This is a genomic window from Pseudomonas sp. BE134, from assembly GCF_031456105.1.
In the GTDB taxonomy this organism is placed as follows: Bacteria; Pseudomonadota; Gammaproteobacteria; order Pseudomonadales; family Pseudomonadaceae; genus Aquipseudomonas.
Genome location: NZ_JAVDUA010000011.1, coordinates 67422 through 86445, shown reverse-complemented (window position 1 = coordinate 86445; position 19024 = coordinate 67422). Strand labels below are relative to the sequence as shown.

The following is a 19024-nucleotide window of genomic DNA, read 5'->3' as shown; positions in this document are numbered from 1 at the left end:
TCCAAGTCGTGGTAGTCGTTCAAAATGCCACTGGCGGTCTGCGCCACGTGCTGGGTTTCTGAGCCTTGGGGCAGGTTTATGCGACCCAAGTCCTACTACGCGGCAGCGCTATAAAGGCTTGTCTGATAGGATCTCGGCCCCGCGCGGAAAAACCTGAGTCCTCAATGGATTTTCACGGGATTTTTACGGCTCTGTCTGGATCCTGTTCGCGGGGAACTTCAGCTAAGCTCAGCGCGATAAACGTTTAGGAAAACTAACGGGGCATGCTTGGGGGCATCGCTTCTTGGGGGATTGATGGATCTTTGGACCGCCTTTCAGGCATTGATACTTGGCGTAGTGGAAGGGCTGACGGAGTTTCTGCCCATTTCCAGTACCGGACACCAAATCATCGTGGCCGACTTGCTCGATTTCGGTGGTGAACGCGCTATCGCGTTCAACATCATTATCCAGTTGGGTGCGATCCTCGCGGTGGTATGGGAGTTTCGCCGTAAAATTCTTGATGTGGTCACCGGGTTGCCGACGCAACCAGGCGCCAGGCGCTTTACTGCCAACCTGTTGATTGCCTTTATGCCGGCTGTGGTACTAGGAGTGATTTTCTCCGACTTGATTCACCACTACCTGTTCAACCCGATTACCGTCGCCTCAGCGCTGGTGGTGGGCGGGGTGATTATGTTGTGGGCCGAAAAGCGCCAACATGAAGTGCATGCCGAAACCGTCGACGAGATCACTTGGCAGGATGCGCTGAAAGTCGGTTTCGCCCAGTGTCTGGCGATGATTCCTGGTACATCGCGTTCCGGATCAACCATCATTGGCGGGTTGTTGTTCGGTCTGTCACGCAAGACCGCGACTGAATTCTCGTTCTTCCTGGCGATGCCGACCATGGTCGCAGCGGCAGTTTATTCGGGTTTCAAATATCGTCACCTGTTCGTACCAGCGGACTTTCCAGTGTTCGCGATTGGTTTCGTGACGGCCTTCATCTTCGCGATGATTGCGGTCCGTGGCTTGCTTAAGTTCATCGCCAGCCACACCTACGTGGCATTCGCCTGGTATCGCATTGTATTTGGCCTGGTGATTTTGGCCACCTGGCAGTTTGGCTGGGTCGACTGGGCTGCGGTCAAGCCATGAGTGACGCCGGCGCGCGCCGCAACCCCGGACGCAAGCCCGGGGGAGAGAACATTCAGAATCCACGGCTTAAACTGCTGGTTTTTGCAGTGCTTTGCGCACTGCCGCTGTTTGGTTCGGTGTCGCTCTGGCTGCGTGGGGTGTCGTTGATTCCACTGGCGGCGTACGCAATCGTCAGTGTGCTGGCGTTTTTCCTGTACTGGAGCGACAAGCGCAAGGCCCGCGCCGACAGCTGGCGCACACCGGAAAACGTCTTGCACGCGGTTGAGCTGGCTGGCGGCTGGCCCGGTGCCTTGCTGGCCCAGCAGCTGTTTCGACACAAGACCCGCAAAGTCTCCTATCAGCTGCTGTTCTGGCTGATTGTGTTGCTGCACGAGGTGTTCTGGATCGATCAGTTGTTCCTCGGTGCGAACCTGCTGGCATTGTTTTAAAGCAGCAGTCCCACCTGGGTGCGCTTGGGCAACTTGCTCACTACCAGTTGGTGGGACCGTTGCAACAAGCCTTGCAGCTCTTCGGCGCCCAGCGGGTAGGGCGTTTGCATGATGATCCACTGGGCTCTCGCCAAATAGGGAGCCGGGTGGATGCCCGGCCGGTCGCAATGTCCCAGAAACAGGTCTTTGTCGACTTTGAAGGCGAGGGAATCGCCGCGCAGGTTTTGCAGCGCGAACATCTTGTTGCCGGCAATCGAAAACACCCGCACACCGCCCCATTTGTAATCTTCCCTGGCACCCGGCAGCGCGAGACAGAAACGCGCGACATCCTCTTCGCTCATGCGTGCCGCTTTCATATCAATCGGTCCCCACCGGCGTTGAATGATTCGATCAAATGGTCGAGCCAGGCACGAACCGCTGGCATCACCCCGCGCCGGTGAGGGTAGACCGCCTGCAGCCAGCCGCCAGGCAATGACCAATCGGGCAGCAGTTGTAGCAGCGAGCCCGCTTCAAGCTCCTGCTCGCAATACATCATGGGTAGCAAGGTAAAACCCTGGCCGGCGAGCGTACAAGCCTTGCGCACGATGAAGTCGTCGATACCCAGCCGCGCTTCCAGGCTCAGCTCAACACTTTTACCCTGTTGATCCAGCAGCCGGATATGCACCATGCGGTCGGCTTCGAGGGCGCCGAGTATCGGCAGGCTCTTCAGCGCTTCGGGGTGGTTGATGTCCCGTCCGTGCAAAAATTCGGGGGTGGCGACCATGACCATTTGCGCCTGACGCAAACGTCGGGTGACCAACAGCGGATCTTCGTCGCCCAGCTCACGCACCCGCAGGGCGACGTCGACGCCTTCGGTCACCAGGTCGACCCGGCGGTTGACCAACATGACTTCCAGTTGTACCTGGGGGTATTTTTCAAGAAACCGAGCGATGACCGTCGGCAACCTCTCATGCGCCAGGCCGACGGGGCAGGACACCCGCAGTCGCCCGCGCGGTTCGCTGGACATGCTGGCCACCGCCTCATCAGCCATTTCCGCTTCCAGCAGCATCGCCTGACAGTGCCGCAGGTAGCGCTCGCCCACGGCCGTCAGCTTGAGTTGGCGGGTGGTGCGTTGCAGCAGGCGTGCGCCGAGGCGCTCTTCCAGTTCGGCAATACGCCGCGACAAGCGCGACTTGGGAATCCCCAGCAAACGCCCGGCAGCCGCGAAGCCGCCGGCTTCAACGACTTTGGCGAAGTAGTAGAGATCATTGAGGTCTTGCATGGCGGCAGTCCGATTGTCCTATCAGTGGGACGAACTATCGCATTGTTGCGGTCTAATCATCTATTGGTTTCGTCTGTAGGATTCTTTCCATCAGATCGCCCCGTGGCGGTCCTCACCTGGAGATCCCACATGAAACTGTTGCATATCGATTCGAGCATTCTTGGTGATAACTCGGCTTCCCGCCTGCTGAGCAGCGAAGTCGTTAAAGCCTGGCAAACCGCAGAGCCGAACGCCGTGGTCACGTACCGCGATCTGGCTGCCGATGCCATCAGCCATTTCTCCGCCACGACACTGGTCGCCGCCGGTACTACCGCCGAACTGCGCAATGCCGCCCAACAGCACGAAGCCGAGTTGAGCGCCACCACCCTGGCTGAGTTCCTCGCCGCCGATGCCGTCGTGATTGCCGCACCAATGTACAACTTCACCATCCCGACCCAACTCAAGGCCTGGATCGATCGCATCGCTGTTGCGGGTCAGACCTTCCGTTACACCGAAGCCGGTCCCGAAGGCCTGTGCGGTGGCAAGAAAGTCGTGATCGTGTCGACTTCCGGTGGCCTGCATGCCGGCCAGGCCACGGGCGTGGCTCACGAAGAGTACTTGAAAGTGCTGTTCGGCTTCATTGGTATCACCGACATCGAATTCGTCCGTGCCCATGGCCTGGCCTACGGTGACGAAGTGCGTACCAAAGCCATGAGCGACGCTCAAGCGCAAATCAGCGAGCAATTGTTCGCCGCTGCATAAGGCTGCGTAAAAGACGTCAAACTGCTCAGGCAATGCCCCAAAAAACTCTGTATTCTGATCACGCAAGTGCCAGATACGGAGTTTTTTGTTTCTGGTCGTTTCAGGTTGTGGCCCAGGTTATGCAGCAGCGGGTTAACGTCCCCGTTCTGCGCTGACCTTGGTAGCCGCACATTGCTGGTACAAGGCCGCTGCCTCGCTAAACCGAGGAGAACGGGCTTTCCGGTCAAGTAACAAAGGTGGGGGCATCCTTATGGTGCGTCTTTGTGCAGCGTTACTGTTTTGCCTGCTCAGCAGCCTGAATGCAGTGCACGCCGCGCCTGCGCCGCATCCTCACTGGAGCGTCGGCTTCCATGAGATGAGTTTTCTCGACCCCCTCGATTTGCAGCCGATGCGCGCCATCGCGTTCTACCCCTCCAGCGACCGGGAACACACTAGCAAAATCGAGGGTTACACCGTCGAAGCCGGTGAAGACATTCCTGTGGCTATCGGGCGCTTCCCGATGCTGATGCTGTCCCACGGCAACACCGGAACCCCCCTGGCCCTGCATGACCTCGCCACATCGCTGGCACGCAAAGGCTTTGTGGTAGTCGCGGTGATTCATCCCGGTGACAACTCCAAAGACCACAGCCGCCTCGGTACGTTGAGCAACCTTTACGGCCGTCCCATCCAGATTTCCGAAGCCATTACCGCCACGTTGGGCGATCGCATGCTCGCGCCGTTCGTCAATGCCAATCAGGTCGGGGTGATCGGCTATTCGGCGGGCGGTGAGACGGCGTTGATCCTGTCCGGTGCCACGCCTGATCTGGATCGCCTGCGCCGCTATTGCCAGGAGCGTCCGGACGACCGTGATGCCTGCAACACCCAAGGCGAACTGATCGTCGACCGCGATGACCTGCAACCCGTGGCCGACCCACGTGTGCATGCATTGATGTTGATGGCGCCGTTGAGTTTGAAATTCGGCCGTCACACCCTGGCCGACGTGCATGTACCGGTGCTGCTTTACAGTGGCGACGGCGACCAGCTGGTGGCGTTCGACAAAAACGCTGCGGCGCTTGCGCGCAAACTGCCGATTGCACCGGACTTCAAATTGTTGGCTGGCGCGGGGCATTTCGTGTTCATGGCGCCGTGCAATGACGAGCAGATCGTCAACACCCCGGGGTTGTGCACCGACGCCGATGGTGTCGACCGCGCAGTCATTCATCGCGACATGATTTCCGAGGCCGGGCGTTTCTTCACTCGCTCGCTGGGTATCGCGACCCGGGCGGGCCTGCAAACCGCAGATCAATAACCCACAGGGGCGTGTGGTGTCAGGCCATTGCGCGGCGTTTGAGTAGAAGGGTCAGCGCCAGCCCGGCCACCGACAACAACGCTGCGCTGAAGAAAATCCACGTATACCCCAGGTTCAACGCCACCGCGCCCATCAACGGTCCGGCGATGGCGAGTGCCAGATCAAAAAACACTGCGTAAGCACTCAAACCGGCGCCGCGACTGGAATTGGGCACTTGCTTGATCGCCTCAACACCCAACGCCGGATAGACGAGCGACAAGCCAAAACCGGTCAGCCCCGCGCCGATCAACGCATAACCGGTCGAAGGCGCCAGCCACAGCAGCGCCAGACCCACGGTTTCAATGCTCATGCAGGCAATGGCCGAGGTGAATCCGCCGAAGCGGCTGATACAGGAGATGAACAGCAGTCGCGCCAAAATAAAGCAGACGCCGAATACCGTGAGGCAATACGCGGCGCCGGCCCAGCCACGGCTGACGTAGTACAGCGTAATAAAGGTGGTCAGCGTGCCATAGCCGATGGACGCCAGACTCAGGCTTGCTCCAAACGGTGCTATACGCCCGAACACAGCCCAAAATGGCAGCCGCTCGCCGCGAACTACCGGCACCGAAGGTTTATTGCGGATCAGTAGCAGCGCGACCAGCGCCAACAGCGACAGCGCAATGCCCAAACTGGCAAAACCATACTCGGCGACCATCACCACACCCAGTGGCGCACCGATGGCGATGGCTCCGTAAGATGCGATGCCGTTCCAGGAGATTGAACGGGCGGTGTGTTCCGCGCCGACCTGACCCATGCACCAACTGATAGTGCCGACGCCGATCAGTCCCTGGGCGATCCCGAGCAACAAGCGACCGGCGATCAGGATCAACAGGCTCAGCAGCGGCAGGCTTTGCAGCATCGTCGAAAGCAACGTCAACACGCCGCTCAACACAATCCCCGCCAACCCGTAAATAATCGCCCGTTTGGTGCCGATGCTGTCCGACATGCGCCCGGCCATGGGTCGGCTGAGCAGGGTGGCCAAGTATTGCGAGCCGATGGTCAGCCCCGCGATGATCGCGCTGAAACCCAGTTGCTCATGCACATAGCCCGGTATCACGGCAATCGGCAAGCCGATGCAGAGGAAGGCAATAAAGGTATAAAAAACGATGGAGACGATTTGCAGGGTAATCGCCAGGGAGCTTTGCGGGGGCTGTTGCTGCGCTGACATGTGGGCTCATTCGCTGGCGGCGGAGGGAGAGCTGCATCATGGCGTGGGCGTGAAATAAAAGAAAGCTGGCTAACTATATTCGTTGGCTTTCAGGGCCTCATAGCGGGCAAGCCCGCTATGGTATCAGCACCAGAAAAATCCTCGGCCATGAAATGCAAAAAGCCCTGTCACCAGGACAGGGCTTTTTTACTTGCCGCTTGCAGCTTGAAACTAATCGCTGCTCTTAAAACACAACACCCTGACTACGCAGGTAATCGTCATATGTCCCGCTGAAGTCGATCACGCCACTGGCGCTCAACTCGATAATGCGGGTGGCCAACGACGATACGAACTCACGGTCGTGGCTGACGAAGATCAGCGTGCCCGGGTAGTTTTCCAGCGCAAGGTTCAGCGCTTCGATAGATTCCATGTCCAAGTGGTTGGTCGGTTCGTCCATGATCAGCACGTTCGGCTTTTGCAGGATCAGCTTGCCGAACAGCATGCGGCCTTGCTCACCACCGGAGATGACCTTGACCGACTTGAGGATCTCGTCGTTGGAGAACAGCATACGGCCGAGGGTACCGCGAACGATTTGCTCGCCGCCCTGGGTCCATTGACCCATCCAGTCGAACAGGTTGCAGTCGTCTTCGAAGTCATGCGCGTGGTCCTGGGCGTAGTAGCCCAGTTCCGCGGCGTCGGTCCACTTCACGGTGCCGGCATCCGGGGTCAGTTCGTTGACCAGGGTGCGCAGCAGGGTGGTTTTACCGATACCGTTCGGGCCGATGATCGCTACACGCTCGCCAGCTTCAACCTGGAAGCTGAAGTCTTTGAACAGGGTCTTGCCGTCGAAGCCTTTGGCCATGCGCTCGACGATGACCGCCTGACGGTGCAGCTTCTTGGTTTGTTCGAAACGGATGAACGGGCTTACACGGCTCGAAGGCTTGACCTCGGCCAGCTGGATCTTGTCGATCGCCTTGGCGCGGGAGGTCGCTTGCTTGGCTTTCGAGGCGTTGGCCGAGAATCGGCTGACAAACGATTGCAGTTCAGAGATCTGTGCTTTCTTCTTGGCGTTGTCCGACAGCAATTGCTCGCGGGACTGGGTCGCCACGGTCATATACTCGTCGTAGTTGCCCGGGAACAGACGCAGTTCACCGTAATCCAGGTCAGCCATGTGGGTGCACACGCTGTTCAGGAAGTGACGGTCGTGAGAGATGATGATCATCAGGCTGGAGCGCTGGGTCAGAATGTTTTCCAGCCAGCGGATGGTGTTGATGTCCAGGTGGTTGGTCGGTTCGTCGAGCAACAGCACTTCCGGATCGGAGAACAGTGCCTGCGCCAGCAATACGCGCAGTTTCCAGCCTGGAGACACTTCGCTCATCGGGCCGAAGTGTTGCTCGATGCCGATACCCAGGCCCAGCAACAGTTCACCGGCACGGGATTCGGCGGTGTAGCCGTCCATTTCGGCGAATTCGGTTTCCAGTTCGGCCACGGCCATGCCGTCTTCTTCGGTCATTTCCGGCAGCGAGTAGATGCGGTCGCGCTCGGCCTTGACCTTCCACAGCTCTTCGTGACCCATGATCACGGTGTCGATCACGGTGAATTCTTCGTAGGCGAACTGGTCCTGGCGCAATTTACCCAGACGCACGTTCGGCTCGAGCATGACCTGGCCACCGGAAGGCTCAAGGTCGCCACCGAGGATTTTCATGAAAGTCGACTTGCCGCAACCGTTGGCGCCGATCAGGCCGTAGCGGTTGCCCGCGCCGAATTTCACCGAAACGTTTTCGAATAGCGGCTTGGCGCCGAACTGCATCGTGATGTTAGCTGTGGAAATCAATTACCTTACCTATCAATGGGTTAGAGCTGGTCGTTTTTGCCTGGTACCGATTTGATACCAATCTGGAGCTTTTCCAGCTCCGCCCAGTCTGAGCTTGAGTTGAGCCAACGCGCATACGCCGTCAGCAACATTTGGACGCTGTGGCCAAGTTGCTGAGCGATGAAGGCGGGGTTCATGTTGGACATTGAGCATATTGTCGCATAAGTATGAAGGCAGTTGTACGGGGGCTGATGAGACAACGTCAGGCCTTCAGGGTTGGGCCCCATACTTATTCAGGTCGCGGACGTCTGTCTGATGCACTCGCTGTTCTTCGCTGGCGGTAACACCTAAGGCGTCATTTTGATCTTGCCAATGCGTTTTGAGCGCTGTTCGGCTGTGTTGCTGGCGAATTCAAGCGCACACGCAGCGCCGGTGCAGCACAAGGTGAACCTTGGCGGTTTTGGTGCAGCAAGGTCGACAGCATCCCTGCGTAGCGACCTTGCCCTTTATTCATGACAGCGCGTAGATCAGCGCCACACAGCCGGATAGAGCCCCAACAAGACGGTTTCCAGCACGCTATTAAGCTCAGCTTTATCTTGCAGGTAACTGTTCATCATGCTGCTCAGTATGGCTGTACAGGTGAAGGCGTTTTCGATGCCTAAAAGGCGCGCTTGCCAGTCAGTCGCCGTAGCATTATCGATCAGTGAAGGGTTCAGAGCACGAGCTTCGTTTAACAACGCAGACGCGTAGAGTCGCACGGCTGGAGGGGATTCAGTTTCTGTGCCGAACAAAGCGCTGGAGCTGTAGCGTGTAAATATACTCGAAAGGCACAGCATCACGGCTGCGCGATTGGGGCGGGTATCTTGAAGACCTAGACCGTTGACGGCTTGCCAGCGTTGCTCCTGGTGCTCAGGTTGCAAGGCCCGGGTGGTATTCTGTGGATCATCAACATCGCCTTTGACTACTTGCCAGCGCCCGGAAAAGGCATCGTAGAGTTCGTCTTGTTGTGCGTTGGCCACCAGCTTGCTTGGGCTAGTGTTGCGGTTAAGTGCTTCGAGGAAGGCGGTTGAATGGGGGGAGTTGCCCAGAACGCCACGGATCAGATTTGTACCGATTTCACTCTGCATAAGCGCCGCATAACGCGTCTTCAAGAACGGTTGTATGGCGTAGACTTCCTTCAGGTTCCCGAGATCAGCCGTTTCAAAGTGGGCGGTCCGAGCATTACGCGTCAGGAGGTATGCGCTCTTCCAAGGGGTGGCCTTGGGATTGGCGCAAACGAGGTTTTCGAATAGCTCGGGTTCCAGGGCCAGCACTTTTTGACCATTACCGGCAGCAAAGATGTAGGTCAATTTAGACAGATCGTCTTCAATTGCGTCAAATACTGAGCTGGCTTCCTTGATCGTCGGATTGTTCAGAAAGGTGGTGCGTAGTTGCTCAGCGGACGGACTCAGGTTTTTCTGGTTCGGCGCCAAGGTCGCGGCATGGAGCAATTGATTGACCGCTCCCTGATAGCGGGGCGCTGACCAATCAACCGTCGACGAACTGGCGTTGAGCAGGTCAAGTACAACGACCAGATTTATTTCGTCGGGACGAAGCAGCCCCTGGTTTTTGCTTTCCATCCACTTAGACAGCAATCGAGTTTGAATAAACTGGGCGATGACAGAGTCTTTGGTATAGGAGGGGTCGTTCAGTAATACATTCGCCAGGGAGTCCCAACTCCCGGCAAGTCTATGATCGCCCAGTGAGTCCAACCTCTCAATGACTGATCTCATCAAGACATTTCTTTGTTCCTCGTACTTAGGATCAATGCTGTTGATCGAGACCAATAGACCTTCATGCTCGTTGTTGAGGTGATTGATATGAGTATCAATATTTCTGGCGATATCGTCTAAAAGATCCGGATTTAACGAGATCTTGGCGTCGGTCAGGTTTGCGTTAGAAAAATTTACGCGATCAATATAAACTCCGGTCAGGTCGGCTGCTGTAAAATTGCTACCGGAGAAGTTGACCTCAATGAGCTTTGCTCCGGCTAGCGTGGCGCCGGTGTAATTAACCCCCTCAGATTGAATTTTAACCAACTTGGCGCCTGTAAGTGTGGTGCGGGAGAAGTTGCTGTTATTGATTTCCATGTCTCTTAGCTGGGAGTGCGACCATGTGGATCCACTGCATTGCAGGCGGTGCTGAGGTTCTTCCACCCGAGTTCGAAGATTTTTGCCCCATAATCTAATGCCGTCAAGATTCACGTTATTTAAATCTATCGATCTCAGATCTGTTTGTGCGAAAAGGCATAACTCAAGCATTATCGCTTTGGTAGTGGATGGGACTGTGTCGAAAAATGTGGCTGCAGCGGGTCCTTCAGGTCGAGAACATTCAGGGGTTGTTGAGTTCACTAGTTTCAAAAGTTCTGAATTGAACGACTTTGGAAAATCTTTGAAAAATTCAGATTTTGCCAAAGTAGAAACTCGAAGGACATTTGCGCTTACCGCAAATCCGTTTTGCGTAATACCGGCGGAGGGAAGAATTGCCGAAATACCTCGTGCCTTCAGGATGGAGAGGCCGGTGCACAAATCATTAAGTACACGTAGTTGCTCTGCGGTTGGGTTTTTATTTGTATGAGCTAAAAATTCCCTGGTGATTGTTTCGTCGAAACTAGTTGGGGCCAAGCGTAAAGAAGGCGTGGTTTCATGAGCAGTGACGGGTGGTGAAGAAGCGTCTTGTATAAGGCGAGGTCGCTCGTTTTTACTCCTTATTGCATTTTCCACATGTCTTAATGCTTCACGAATTGAAATTTTTTCACTGGTGCTGCCGAAATAGTCACTGGCATCTGACTGCTCTGCTCGGTATCGGCCATGATTGACTAGATTTTTCACTCCCCCAGGAGTCGTGGTTAAATCATTTCTTTTCAGTTTTAGCGTATCACCTGTGTGTTGTATGCTTTTTAAGCTGTTGTTCAGCTCAGTTAATACCGCTATCGGTTCGTGTGCTATGTGGTTTGTAGTAGCGTGATGAATGTGTATTTTAGGCATGCTGCTGTGTTTACCACTGATGATGAAGGGGGTAGTGGATTTTTGGTGACGTGTCGCGCAGCACGCTTCTATAAAGCGCTCTTCAAGGTGGGTTTTTGCCAACACCTCCAATGTACTGAAGTAGTTCCTCGGTCAGGCTTGGCAGCCAGGATGGAAAATCGGGGGAAAACCACTCGATTACCAATTGGCAGATGGATTGACGGTATCCGCAAACAGTTTTTTACATCTGGATGCTAAGGAGTCATTCTGATCTTGCCAATACGTTTTGAGCGCTGTTCGGCTGTGTTGCCAGCGAATTCAAGCGCACACGCAGCGCCGGTGCAGCACAAGGTGAACCTTGGCGGTTTTGGTGCAGCAAGGTCGACAGCATCCCTGCGTAGCGACCTTGTCTTTTTGGCATCAAAGCGCGTCGATCAGCGCCACGCAGCCGGATAGAGTCCCAATGATACGGTTTCCAGCAGGCTGTTTGGCTGAGCTTTATCTTGTAGGTAACCGTTCATCATACTGCTCAGTATTGCCGTACAGGTGAAGGCATTTCCTATTCCCAAAAGGCGGGCTTGCCAGTCGGTCGCCGTGGCACTATCGATCAGTGAAGGGTCCAGAGCGCGAGCCTCGTTCAACAGCGCAGCCGCGTAGAGTCGCACGGCAGGAGGGGATTCAGTTTCTGTACCAAATAAAGCGCTGGAGCTGTAGCGTGTAAACATACTCGACAGGCACAGCATCACGGCGGCGCGATTGGGGCGGGTATCTTGAAGGCCGAGACCGTTGATGGATTGCCAGAGCTGTTCCTGGTGCTCAGGTTGCAAACGCCGGGACGTATTCTGTCGATCATGAACATCGCCTTTGGCTACTTGCCAGTGCCGGGAAAAGGCATCGTAGAGTTCGTCCTGTTGTGCGCTAGCCACTAGCTTGCTGTGGACAGTGTTGCGGTTAAGTGCTTCGAGGAAGGTGGTTGAATGGGGGGAATTGCCCAGAACGCCACGGACCATATTTCTCCCGATTTCACCCTGCATGAGCGCTGCATATCGCGCCTTCAAGAACGGCTGTATGGCATAGACTTCCTTCAGATTACCGAGATCAGCTGTTTCAAAGGGGGCGGTCCGAGCGTCACGCGTAACGAGGTATGCGCTATTCCAGGGAATGGTCTTGGGATTGGCGCAAACAAGGTTTTCAAATAGCTCGGGTTCCAGGGCAAGCACTTTTTGACCATTGCGGGAAGTAAAGATATAGGTCGCTTTGGACAAATCGTCTTCTATTGCGTCAAATACTGAGGTGGCCTCCTTGATCGCCGGAATGTTCAGATAGGTGGTGCGTAGTTGTTCGGCGGATTGACTCAGCTCTGCCTGGTTCGGCGCCAGGGTCGCAGCATAGAGCAATTGATTGACCGCTCCCTGATAGCGGGATGCTGACCAATCAGCGGCCGACGCACTGGCGTTGAGCTGGTCAAGCACAAGGGCCAGATTTACTTCGTCCGGACGAAGGAGTCCCTGGTTTTTGCTTTCCATCCAATGCGGCAGCAGTCGAGTTTGAATAAACCGGGCGATGGCGGGGTCCTTGGCATAGGAGGGCTCTTTAAGTAATACATCCGCCAGTGAGCCCCAACTCTCGGCAAGTGCGCTATTTTTCAGTGAGTCCAGCTTCTCAATGACCTGTCTCATTAAAAAATTTCTTTGCTCTTCGTGTTTGAGATCAATACTGTTGATCGAGACCAATAGACCTTCATGCTCGTTGTTAAGGTGATTGATATGAAGATCAATGTCTTTTACAACTTCGTCCAAAAAAATCGGATTTAACGAGAACTTTGCATCGGTCAGGTTGGCATTGGAAAAATTTACGCGATCAATATGAACTCCAGTCAGGCCTGCTCTGGCAAAATTGCTGCCGGAGAAATTGGCCTCGCTCAGGTATGCACCGGCTAACTTGGCTCCTGCGTAATTTACTCCCTGGGACTCAACTCGGCTCAGTTTGGTGCCTATCAGCGTGGCGTTGGAAAAATTGCTGTTGTTAATCACCATGTCTGTTAATTTGGAGTGCGACCACGTGGCTCCACTGCATTGCAGATCGTGCTGTGGAATACTTGCGCCGCCTTGAAGTGTGGTGCCGGACAAGTTTATGCCATCTAGATTTGCGTTATTTAAGTTTGTCGATCTAAAATCTAGGGACTTGAAAGTGCATAACTCAAGCGCTATCGCTTTGGTAGTGGATGGGATTGTATTGAGAGCTGTGGTGGCAGCTGGTCCTTCAGGTGGGGGGCATTTGGAGAGTGTTGATTTGACAAGTTTTATAAGATCTGCATTGAACGGTTTTGGAAGATGTTTGAAAGATTCGGATTTTTCCAGCGCCGCGCCTAGAAAAACATTTGAGAGTACCACAGTACCATTTGGCGTACGACCGACGGAAGGAAGAACTGCTGAAATACCCCGCTCCCTCAGGATGGAGAGGCCGGTGTACAAATCATTAAGTACGCGTAGTTGCTCAGAGGTTGGGTTTTTATGATTATTAGCTAAAAATTTCCGGGTGATTTTTTCGTCGAAATCGAGTGGTGCCAGGCGCACAGCAGGCGTGGTTTCATGGTTCGCTACAGGTCGCGTGGAAGCGTCTTGTAAAAGACGAGGTCGCTCGTTTTGACTCCTTATTGCATTTTCTACACATTGTAATGCTTCACGAATTGAAATTTTTTCACCGGTGCCGCCGAAATAGTGACTCGCCTCTGATTGCTCTGCTCGGTATCGATTCTGGTTGACTAGATTTTTCACTCCACCGGGAGTTGTGGTTAAGTCATTTCCTTTTAGTTTTAACGTGTCACTGGTGTGTTGCATGCTTTTTAAACGGTTGCTCAGATCAGTTAATACCGTTTTTGGTTCGTGTGCTATCTGGTTTCTAGTAGGGTGATGAATGTGTATTTTAGGCATGCTGTGCTTACCATTGGTGATGAAAGGTAAAGTGGAGTTTTGGTGACGTGTCGGGGGCACGCTTTTATAAAACGCTCTTTCAAAGAGTGTTTTTACAAAACCCCCAATGTGCTGAATAGTTTTTCAGCTCTGGCTGAGCAGGCAGGATGGAAAATCGGGGGAGAACCACTCGATTACCAATCGGTAAGATGGCTTGAAGGTATCAGCGGACAGTTTTTTACATCTGGATGCTAACTATTTGTTACCAGTAGTGGCTAAAATGCCACTTTTACCCGATGCGGTCCGCCCGCACAGGCTCAAGGACGCGCTATCGGGACCGCTGTTTTGTTTTCAGACACTGCACGAGCCCCTTGGCCAGTGGGTTGGCCGGGGATGGCAGTTTGTTCACTTCTGACGTGTGACGATATCTGTGAAACTGATCATTGCCTGCATCTACGTTATCTCCATTGCGTACGTCCACCTTCGCGGTCGCGTACGCCACAAACTGGGGCGCCAACTGAGTGACCACTCTACATTTTTGGCGCCGCTCAATTGCTTCCTTTACCTGTTTTCGAAGATCCCCAACAAGCCTTATCTCAATCCGGCGGATTTCCCTGATCTGAGCCCCTTGCAGACACATTGGGAAGAAATCCGCGCCGAAGGCCAGAACTTGCTGAGGGCGGGGGACATCAAGCGCTCGGATCAATACGACGACGTTGGCTTCAACTCGTTCTTCAAGACGGGTTGGAAGCGGTTTTATCTGAAGTGGTACGGCGATAACCATCCTTCGGCCATGAAGCTGTGCCCGCGCACCACTGAATTGGTGCAGGGCATCGGGTCGATCAAGGCGGCAATGTTCGCCGAATTGCCACCAGGTTCCAGACTGGTCCGGCACCGCGATCCTTATGCCGGTTCCTACCGTTATCACTTGGGCCTGGAAACGCCGAACGATGCCGGTTGCTACATCAATGTCGACGGTGAGAACTACCACTGGCGCGATGGTGAAGCGGTGATGTTCGACGAAACGTTCATTCATTACGCGGAAAACACCACGCAACAGAACCGAATCATTCTGTTCTGTGACGTCGAGCGTCCCATGAAATACCGCTGGGCCGCGGCGTTCAATCGCTGGTTCAGTCGTAACGTCATGTCTGCGGCAGGCGCGCCGAATGAAGAGGGTGACAGGACGGGTGGCATCAATCTTTTATTCACCAAAGTCTACAAATTTCGCCTGCGGGCCAAAGCGCTGAAGAAAACCAATCGCAATCTTTACTACGTTGGAAAGTGGGGGATTTTTGGTGGGTTGCTGGCGGTGTTTGTCCTGATCTGAATTATGTGTTGCTGCGGATTAAGTTATCGCGAGCAAGCTCGCTCCCACAGGGGATCTTCAGCGTACGAAGATCAAATGTGGGAGCGGGCTTGCCCGCGATGAGGCCATAACAGTCACCACAAATCCACCCATCAGCCCCGAGAAGTCTTAGTGGTTTTTTTCTGTGCCGCCGGTTTGGCTTTCCCGGCGCCCTTGTTACCCAGGCTGCGTTTGAGCAACTCGGTCAAGTCGATCACATCCGCTGTCTTACGCTCTTCTTCACCCGTTGCGGTCTCGACGTCCTCAATCTTGCCTTCATTGGCCTTTTTCTCGACCAGTGCCATGATTTTGTCTTCAAAACTGTCGCGGTAGTCGTCCGGTTTCCAGTCTGCGCTCATGTCTTGTACCAAACGCTTGGCCATATCGAGTTCGCCCTTGGCCAGTTCGGGTTTGGTCACTTCGCTGCCCAACTCAAGCGTATCGAGGCTGCGCACTTCTGCCGGCCAGCGCAACATCACCAACACCATTGCAGACTCCAGCGGCATCAACGCTGCCAGGTGCTGGCGTGTGTGCAACACGACGTGGGCGAGGGCAACTTTATTGGTTTTACTCAACGTTTCGCGCAACAGCGCGTACACCTTGCCGCCGCGTTTATCCGGGGCGAGGTAGTAGGGCGTATCGATGTTTTGCAAGGGGATCTGCTCACTGTCGACAAAGGAAAAGATGTCGATGGTTTGCGTGGATAACGGATGCGCCGACTTGATTTCCTCTTCGCTGAGAACCACGTATCGACCCTTTTCGTACTGCACGCCTTTGACGATGTGTTCCTTGGTGACTTCCTTGCCGGTGACCTTGTTCACGCGTTTGTACCCCACCGGTTCCATGCTGCGGCTGTCGAGCCAGTCGAAATCCACCCCCTGGGAAGACGTAGCCGACACCAGCGCCACAGGGATATGCACCAGCCCGAAACTGATTGCGCCTTTCCAGATTGCCCGTGCCATGGTTGTCTTCTCGCAAGTGATGTTCAGGTGACCTGCGGCGTTGCGCAAAAGTTTCCCCCGGTTGCGGACCCGGGCCGGGTGGGATGGTCGTTTCGTGTTACATCTTATGAAGGAGGTTTTAGTTAACAAATCCGAACCCTCGGCGTAGCGTGCTATCGAAGACTCTATACACGTAGAGAGGCTCCCCGATGAATAGATATGTGCTCAGCTGCACCGCGTTGGCTCTGGGTGGGTTGCTGAGCAGCCTGGCGTACGCATCGCCATTATTACTGCTGGCCCAAAGCCCGACGGGGGCTTCGAGTAATCCTTACAACAGCCCGATTCGCCGGGCCAACCCGAACAGCATGCAAGGTTCGCGATCCAGCGCCCCGGCCCTGCGCGGGCCAAATACCGTGCCGGTGCCGCGTCCACCGACCCTGGAAAACGGCGGCATCGGCAACCGTTACCCCCAAGGCCAACCGGCCCCCGCCAGCCCACCGATATTCATTCCCAATCCACCTCCGCGAGATCCAGGCAGCAGCAACCGTTGAGCCGGAACGACAAAAGGAATCGTGCATGTTACGTGAAACCTTCCTGGCCACTCTGTGCGCCAGCGCACTGATCACCGCTGCAACGCCCGTTTTCGCGGCACCGGTTCAGGAACTGGAAAGCGAACAGGGCACCCTTGAGGTCACCACGATCACCAAGGGGCTGGAGCATCCGTGGTCGCTCGCGTTCCTGCCGGATCGCAAGGGTATGTTGGTCACTGAGCGGCCCGGCAACCTGCGTGTCGTCAGCGTTGACGGCAAACTCTCCGGCCCCATTGATGGCGTGCCGAAGGTCTGGGCCAAGGGGCAAGGGGGCTTGCTGGATGTGATGCTGTCCCCCGACTTCAGGCAGGACCGCACGGTTTATCTGTCGTACGCCGAAGGCGGCGGAGTGGGCGACAAGGCGGGCACGGCGGTCGGCCGAGGGCAACTGTCCGAAGACTTGAAAACCCTCAAGGACTTCAAAGTGATTTTCCGCCAAGAGCCGAAGCTCTCAGTCGGTAACCACTTCGGTTCGCGATTGGTGTTTGATCGCGACGGTTATCTGTTCATCACGCTCGGCGAAAACAATGACCGGCCAACGGCCCAGGACCTCGACAAGCTACAAGGCAAAGTCGTGCGGATCTACCCGGACGGCAACGTGCCGGACGACAACCCCTTTGTCGGTCAAGCCGGCGTGCGCCCGGAAATCTGGTCCTACGGCCTGCGTAACCCGCAGGGCGCCGCGCTCAATCCGTGGACCGGCGTGCTCTGGGAGAACGAGCATGGGCCTCAAGGCGGCGACGAGCTGAACATCATCGAGCGCGGCAAAAACTACGGCTGGCCGCTGGCAACCCACGGCATCAACTATTCCGGCAACCCGATCCCGGAAGCCAAGGGCAAGGCCGCCGAAGGCACCGTGGGGCCGCGCCATGTCTGGGAAAAGTCCCCGGGCCTTAGCGGGATGGCATTCTACGACGGTGATCGATTCAAGCCCTGGCAGCACAACGTGTTCATTGGTGCTCTGGTTAGCCAGGAGCTGATTCGCTTGCAGTTCGATGGCGATAAAGTCGTTCACGAAGAACGCTTGCTCGGTGAGCTCAAGGCGCGGATTCGGGATGTGCGGCAAGGTCCGGACGGGTATTTGTATGTTTTGACCGATGAGGACGATGGAGCGTTGCACAAGGTAGGTTTGAAATAACCCTGACCGCAGCCTGCATCCGGCTGCGCAGCATTCGTTAATTGAAAATTGGCCATTGACTTGCTGCCCGCCCGAGGCTAATTTCCAGCCATGACTTCCACCGTATTGCGCTGCCAGCCAAGCATTATTACCGCCATTCCTTATTTGGCGGGCTAGCTCACGACTGCAGCACCCAACCCGCCCTAGAGGCGGGTTTTTACTATCTGTCTCCAGGGCTCCGAATACAGCCAGGAGACGACGATGAGCAGCACTCTCGCCCAGCAAAACTTGCTTGAACATTACGTAAAAAAGATCCTCGCCGCGCCGGTGTATGACCTGGCGGTACGTACACCGTTGCAATCGGCGCCCGCGCTCTCCGAGGCTTTGGGCAATCAGATCCTGCTCAAGCGCGAAGACTTGCAGCCAACGTTCTCCTTCAAGATTCGCGGCGCCTACAACAAGCTGGTGCAGCTCAGTGATGAACAAAAGGCGCATGGCGTGATCACCGCGTCGGCGGGCAATCATGCCCAGGGCGTAGCACTGGCAGCGAAAACGTTGGGGATTGTCGCGACCATCGTCATGCCGCTTACCACGCCGGAACTGAAAGTGCTCGGGGTTCGAAGTCGCGGGGCGCAGGCGGTGCTGCACGGCGAAAGTTTTCCGTTCGCTCTCGACTATGCATTGAGCCTGGCCGAACAAACCGGTCGCTCCTTTGTTTCGCCTTTCGACGACCCGGACGTGATCGCCGGGCAGGGCACCGTGGCGATGGAGATCCTGCGCCAGCATCAAGGCCCGCTCGACGCGATCTTTGTGCCGGTGGGCGGTGGAGGTTTGATCGCCGGCATCGCCGCGTACGTCAAATACCTGCGACCCGAAGTGCGCATCATCGGCGTCGAGTCAGAACATTCGGCGTGTTTGGCGGCAGCGCGCCAAGCGCACGAACGAGTTGTCCTGCCAAGCGTCGGCACTTTCGCCGATGGGGTGGCGGTGGCGCAGATCGGTGCTTATGGCTTCGAAGTCTGTCGGTTTTGCGTTGATGAAGTGTTGACGGTCAGTAACGACGAACTGTGCGCCGCCATCAAGAACATTTACGACGATACTCGCTCGATCACCGAACCGTCCGGCGCGCTGGCGGTAGCGGGCATCAAAAAATACGTGGCGCAAACCGGCGCCCGTGGCCAGACGCTGGTGGCCATCGACTCGGGGGCAAACATCAATTTCGACAGCTTGCGCCACGTAGCCGAACGCGCAGCATCAGGCTGCGCGACG

14 protein-coding genes and 1 pseudogene are annotated in these 19024 nt (G+C 55.6%); 8 read left to right on the top strand and 7 right to left on the bottom strand.

Features of this window, described 5'->3' with window-relative positions; translation table 11 throughout:
• The first annotated feature begins 294 nt into the window (after positions 1 to 294).
• Positions 295 to 1125: an undecaprenyl-diphosphate phosphatase gene (locus tag J2Y56_RS11535; protein ID WP_150778475.1), complete on the top strand. Its 831-nt coding sequence runs from the start codon at positions 295 to 297 to the stop codon at positions 1123 to 1125.
• A complete protein-coding gene (locus J2Y56_RS11530) occupies positions 1122 to 1553 on the top strand; it encodes a DUF1294 domain-containing protein (RefSeq protein WP_007949375.1) in 432 nt (143 codons plus the stop codon). Before J2Y56_RS11535 ends, J2Y56_RS11530 begins: the two co-directional genes overlap by 4 nt.
• On the opposite strand, the gene J2Y56_RS11525 is transcribed toward J2Y56_RS11530, so the two are convergent.
• Positions 1550 to 1909, bottom strand: coding sequence for an MmcQ/YjbR family DNA-binding protein (locus J2Y56_RS11525; RefSeq protein ID WP_310334477.1), 360 nt, complete (start codon positions 1907 to 1909; stop codon positions 1550 to 1552). The two genes, J2Y56_RS11530 and J2Y56_RS11525, sit on opposite strands and share 4 nt — an antisense overlap.
• Positions 1906 to 2814 (bottom strand): LysR substrate-binding domain-containing protein, encoded by a 909-nt coding sequence (locus tag J2Y56_RS11520; protein ID WP_007949373.1) that lies wholly within the window; start codon positions 2812 to 2814, stop codon positions 1906 to 1908. The genes J2Y56_RS11525 and J2Y56_RS11520 overlap by 4 nt, the downstream gene beginning before the upstream one ends.
• Before the next feature lie 129 nt (positions 2815 to 2943).
• On the opposite strand from J2Y56_RS11520, the gene J2Y56_RS11515 reads away from it, so the two are divergent.
• A complete protein-coding gene (locus J2Y56_RS11515) occupies positions 2944 to 3555 on the top strand; it encodes an FMN-dependent NADH-azoreductase (RefSeq protein ID WP_007949372.1) in 612 nt (203 codons plus the stop codon).
• A gap of 250 nt (positions 3556 to 3805) precedes the next feature.
• Complete coding sequence (locus J2Y56_RS11510; protein WP_310350200.1) at positions 3806 to 4843, top strand: dienelactone hydrolase; 1038 nt, start codon at positions 3806 to 3808, stop codon at positions 4841 to 4843.
• A gap of 19 nt (positions 4844 to 4862) precedes the next feature.
• Here the strand turns inward: J2Y56_RS11510 and J2Y56_RS11505 are convergent, their stop codons facing one another.
• The 4 genes from J2Y56_RS11505 to J2Y56_RS11490 form a co-directional block, all read right to left on the bottom strand.
• Positions 4863 to 6050 carry an MFS transporter gene (locus tag J2Y56_RS11505; RefSeq protein ID WP_007949370.1) on the bottom strand — a complete coding sequence of 396 codons (1188 nt, stop codon included), beginning with the start codon at positions 6048 to 6050 and terminating at the stop codon, positions 4863 to 4865.
• A gap of 223 nt (positions 6051 to 6273) precedes the next feature.
• Entirely contained in the window at positions 6274 to 7863 is a 1590-nt protein-coding gene (locus J2Y56_RS11500; protein ID WP_007949368.1) for an ABC-F family ATPase, read from the bottom strand.
• A gap of 506 nt (positions 7864 to 8369) precedes the next feature.
• Positions 8370 to 10973, bottom strand: a complete 2604-nt coding sequence (locus tag J2Y56_RS11495; RefSeq protein ID WP_310350198.1) for a pentapeptide repeat-containing protein — start codon at positions 10971 to 10973, stop codon at positions 8370 to 8372.
• A 308-nt stretch (positions 10974 to 11281) separates the two neighbouring features.
• Positions 11282 to 13780, bottom strand: coding sequence for a pentapeptide repeat-containing protein (locus tag J2Y56_RS11490; RefSeq protein ID WP_310350197.1), 2499 nt, complete (start codon positions 13778 to 13780; stop codon positions 11282 to 11284).
• 409 nt (positions 13781 to 14189) lie between these two features.
• Between J2Y56_RS11490 and lpxO the strand changes: the two genes are divergently transcribed.
• Complete coding sequence (gene lpxO, locus J2Y56_RS11485; RefSeq protein ID WP_007949243.1) at positions 14190 to 15089, top strand: lipid A hydroxylase LpxO; 900 nt, start codon at positions 14190 to 14192, stop codon at positions 15087 to 15089.
• Positions 15090 to 15220: 131 nt separating this feature from the next.
• Here lpxO and J2Y56_RS11480 read toward each other — a convergent pair whose 3' ends face one another.
• Positions 15221 to 16069: a Ku protein gene (locus J2Y56_RS11480; protein ID WP_007949244.1), complete on the bottom strand. Its 849-nt coding sequence runs from the start codon at positions 16067 to 16069 to the stop codon at positions 15221 to 15223.
• 188 nt (positions 16070 to 16257) lie between these two features.
• Between J2Y56_RS11480 and J2Y56_RS11475 the strand changes: the two genes are divergently transcribed.
• The 3 genes and pseudogenes from J2Y56_RS11475 to ilvA form a co-directional block, all read left to right on the top strand.
• Positions 16258 to 16599: a hypothetical protein gene (locus J2Y56_RS11475; protein WP_007949245.1), complete on the top strand. Its 342-nt coding sequence runs from the start codon at positions 16258 to 16260 to the stop codon at positions 16597 to 16599.
• Between the two features lie 25 nt (positions 16600 to 16624).
• Positions 16625 to 17776 (top strand): PQQ-dependent sugar dehydrogenase, encoded by a 1152-nt coding sequence (locus tag J2Y56_RS11470; RefSeq protein WP_310350194.1) that lies wholly within the window; start codon positions 16625 to 16627, stop codon positions 17774 to 17776.
• A gap of 240 nt (positions 17777 to 18016) precedes the next feature.
• A pseudogene (gene ilvA, locus J2Y56_RS11465) lies at positions 18017 to 19015 on the top strand (threonine ammonia-lyase, biosynthetic); the annotation flags it as partial.
• Positions 19016 to 19024 lie beyond the last annotated feature (9 nt).

What these genes read in the sequence shown, in the direction of transcription:
- J2Y56_RS11505 (WP_007949370.1), bottom strand. Translation starts at nt 6,050, where the DNA reads ATGTCAGCGCAGCAACAGCCCCCGCAAAGCTCCCTGGCGATTACCCTG.
- J2Y56_RS11475 (WP_007949245.1), top strand. Translation starts at nt 16,258, where the DNA reads ATGAATAGATATGTGCTCAGCTGCACCGCGTTGGCTCTGGGTGGGTTG.
- J2Y56_RS11480 (WP_007949244.1), bottom strand. Translation starts at nt 16,069, where the DNA reads ATGGCACGGGCAATCTGGAAAGGCGCAATCAGTTTCGGGCTGGTGCAT.
- J2Y56_RS11470 (WP_310350194.1), top strand. Translation starts at nt 16,625, where the DNA reads ATGTTACGTGAAACCTTCCTGGCCACTCTGTGCGCCAGCGCACTGATC.
- J2Y56_RS11520 (WP_007949373.1), bottom strand. Translation starts at nt 2,814, where the DNA reads ATGCAAGACCTCAATGATCTCTACTACTTCGCCAAAGTCGTTGAAGCC.
- J2Y56_RS11515 (WP_007949372.1), top strand. Translation starts at nt 2,944, where the DNA reads ATGAAACTGTTGCATATCGATTCGAGCATTCTTGGTGATAACTCGGCT.
- J2Y56_RS11490 (WP_310350197.1), bottom strand. Translation starts at nt 13,780, where the DNA reads ATGCCTAAAATACACATTCATCACCCTACTAGAAACCAGATAGCACAC.
- J2Y56_RS11535 (WP_150778475.1), top strand. Translation starts at nt 295, where the DNA reads ATGGATCTTTGGACCGCCTTTCAGGCATTGATACTTGGCGTAGTGGAA.
- J2Y56_RS11510 (WP_310350200.1), top strand. Translation starts at nt 3,806, where the DNA reads ATGGTGCGTCTTTGTGCAGCGTTACTGTTTTGCCTGCTCAGCAGCCTG.
- J2Y56_RS11525 (WP_310334477.1), bottom strand. Translation starts at nt 1,909, where the DNA reads ATGAAAGCGGCACGCATGAGCGAAGAGGATGTCGCGCGTTTCTGTCTC.
- J2Y56_RS11530 (WP_007949375.1), top strand. Translation starts at nt 1,122, where the DNA reads ATGAGTGACGCCGGCGCGCGCCGCAACCCCGGACGCAAGCCCGGGGGA.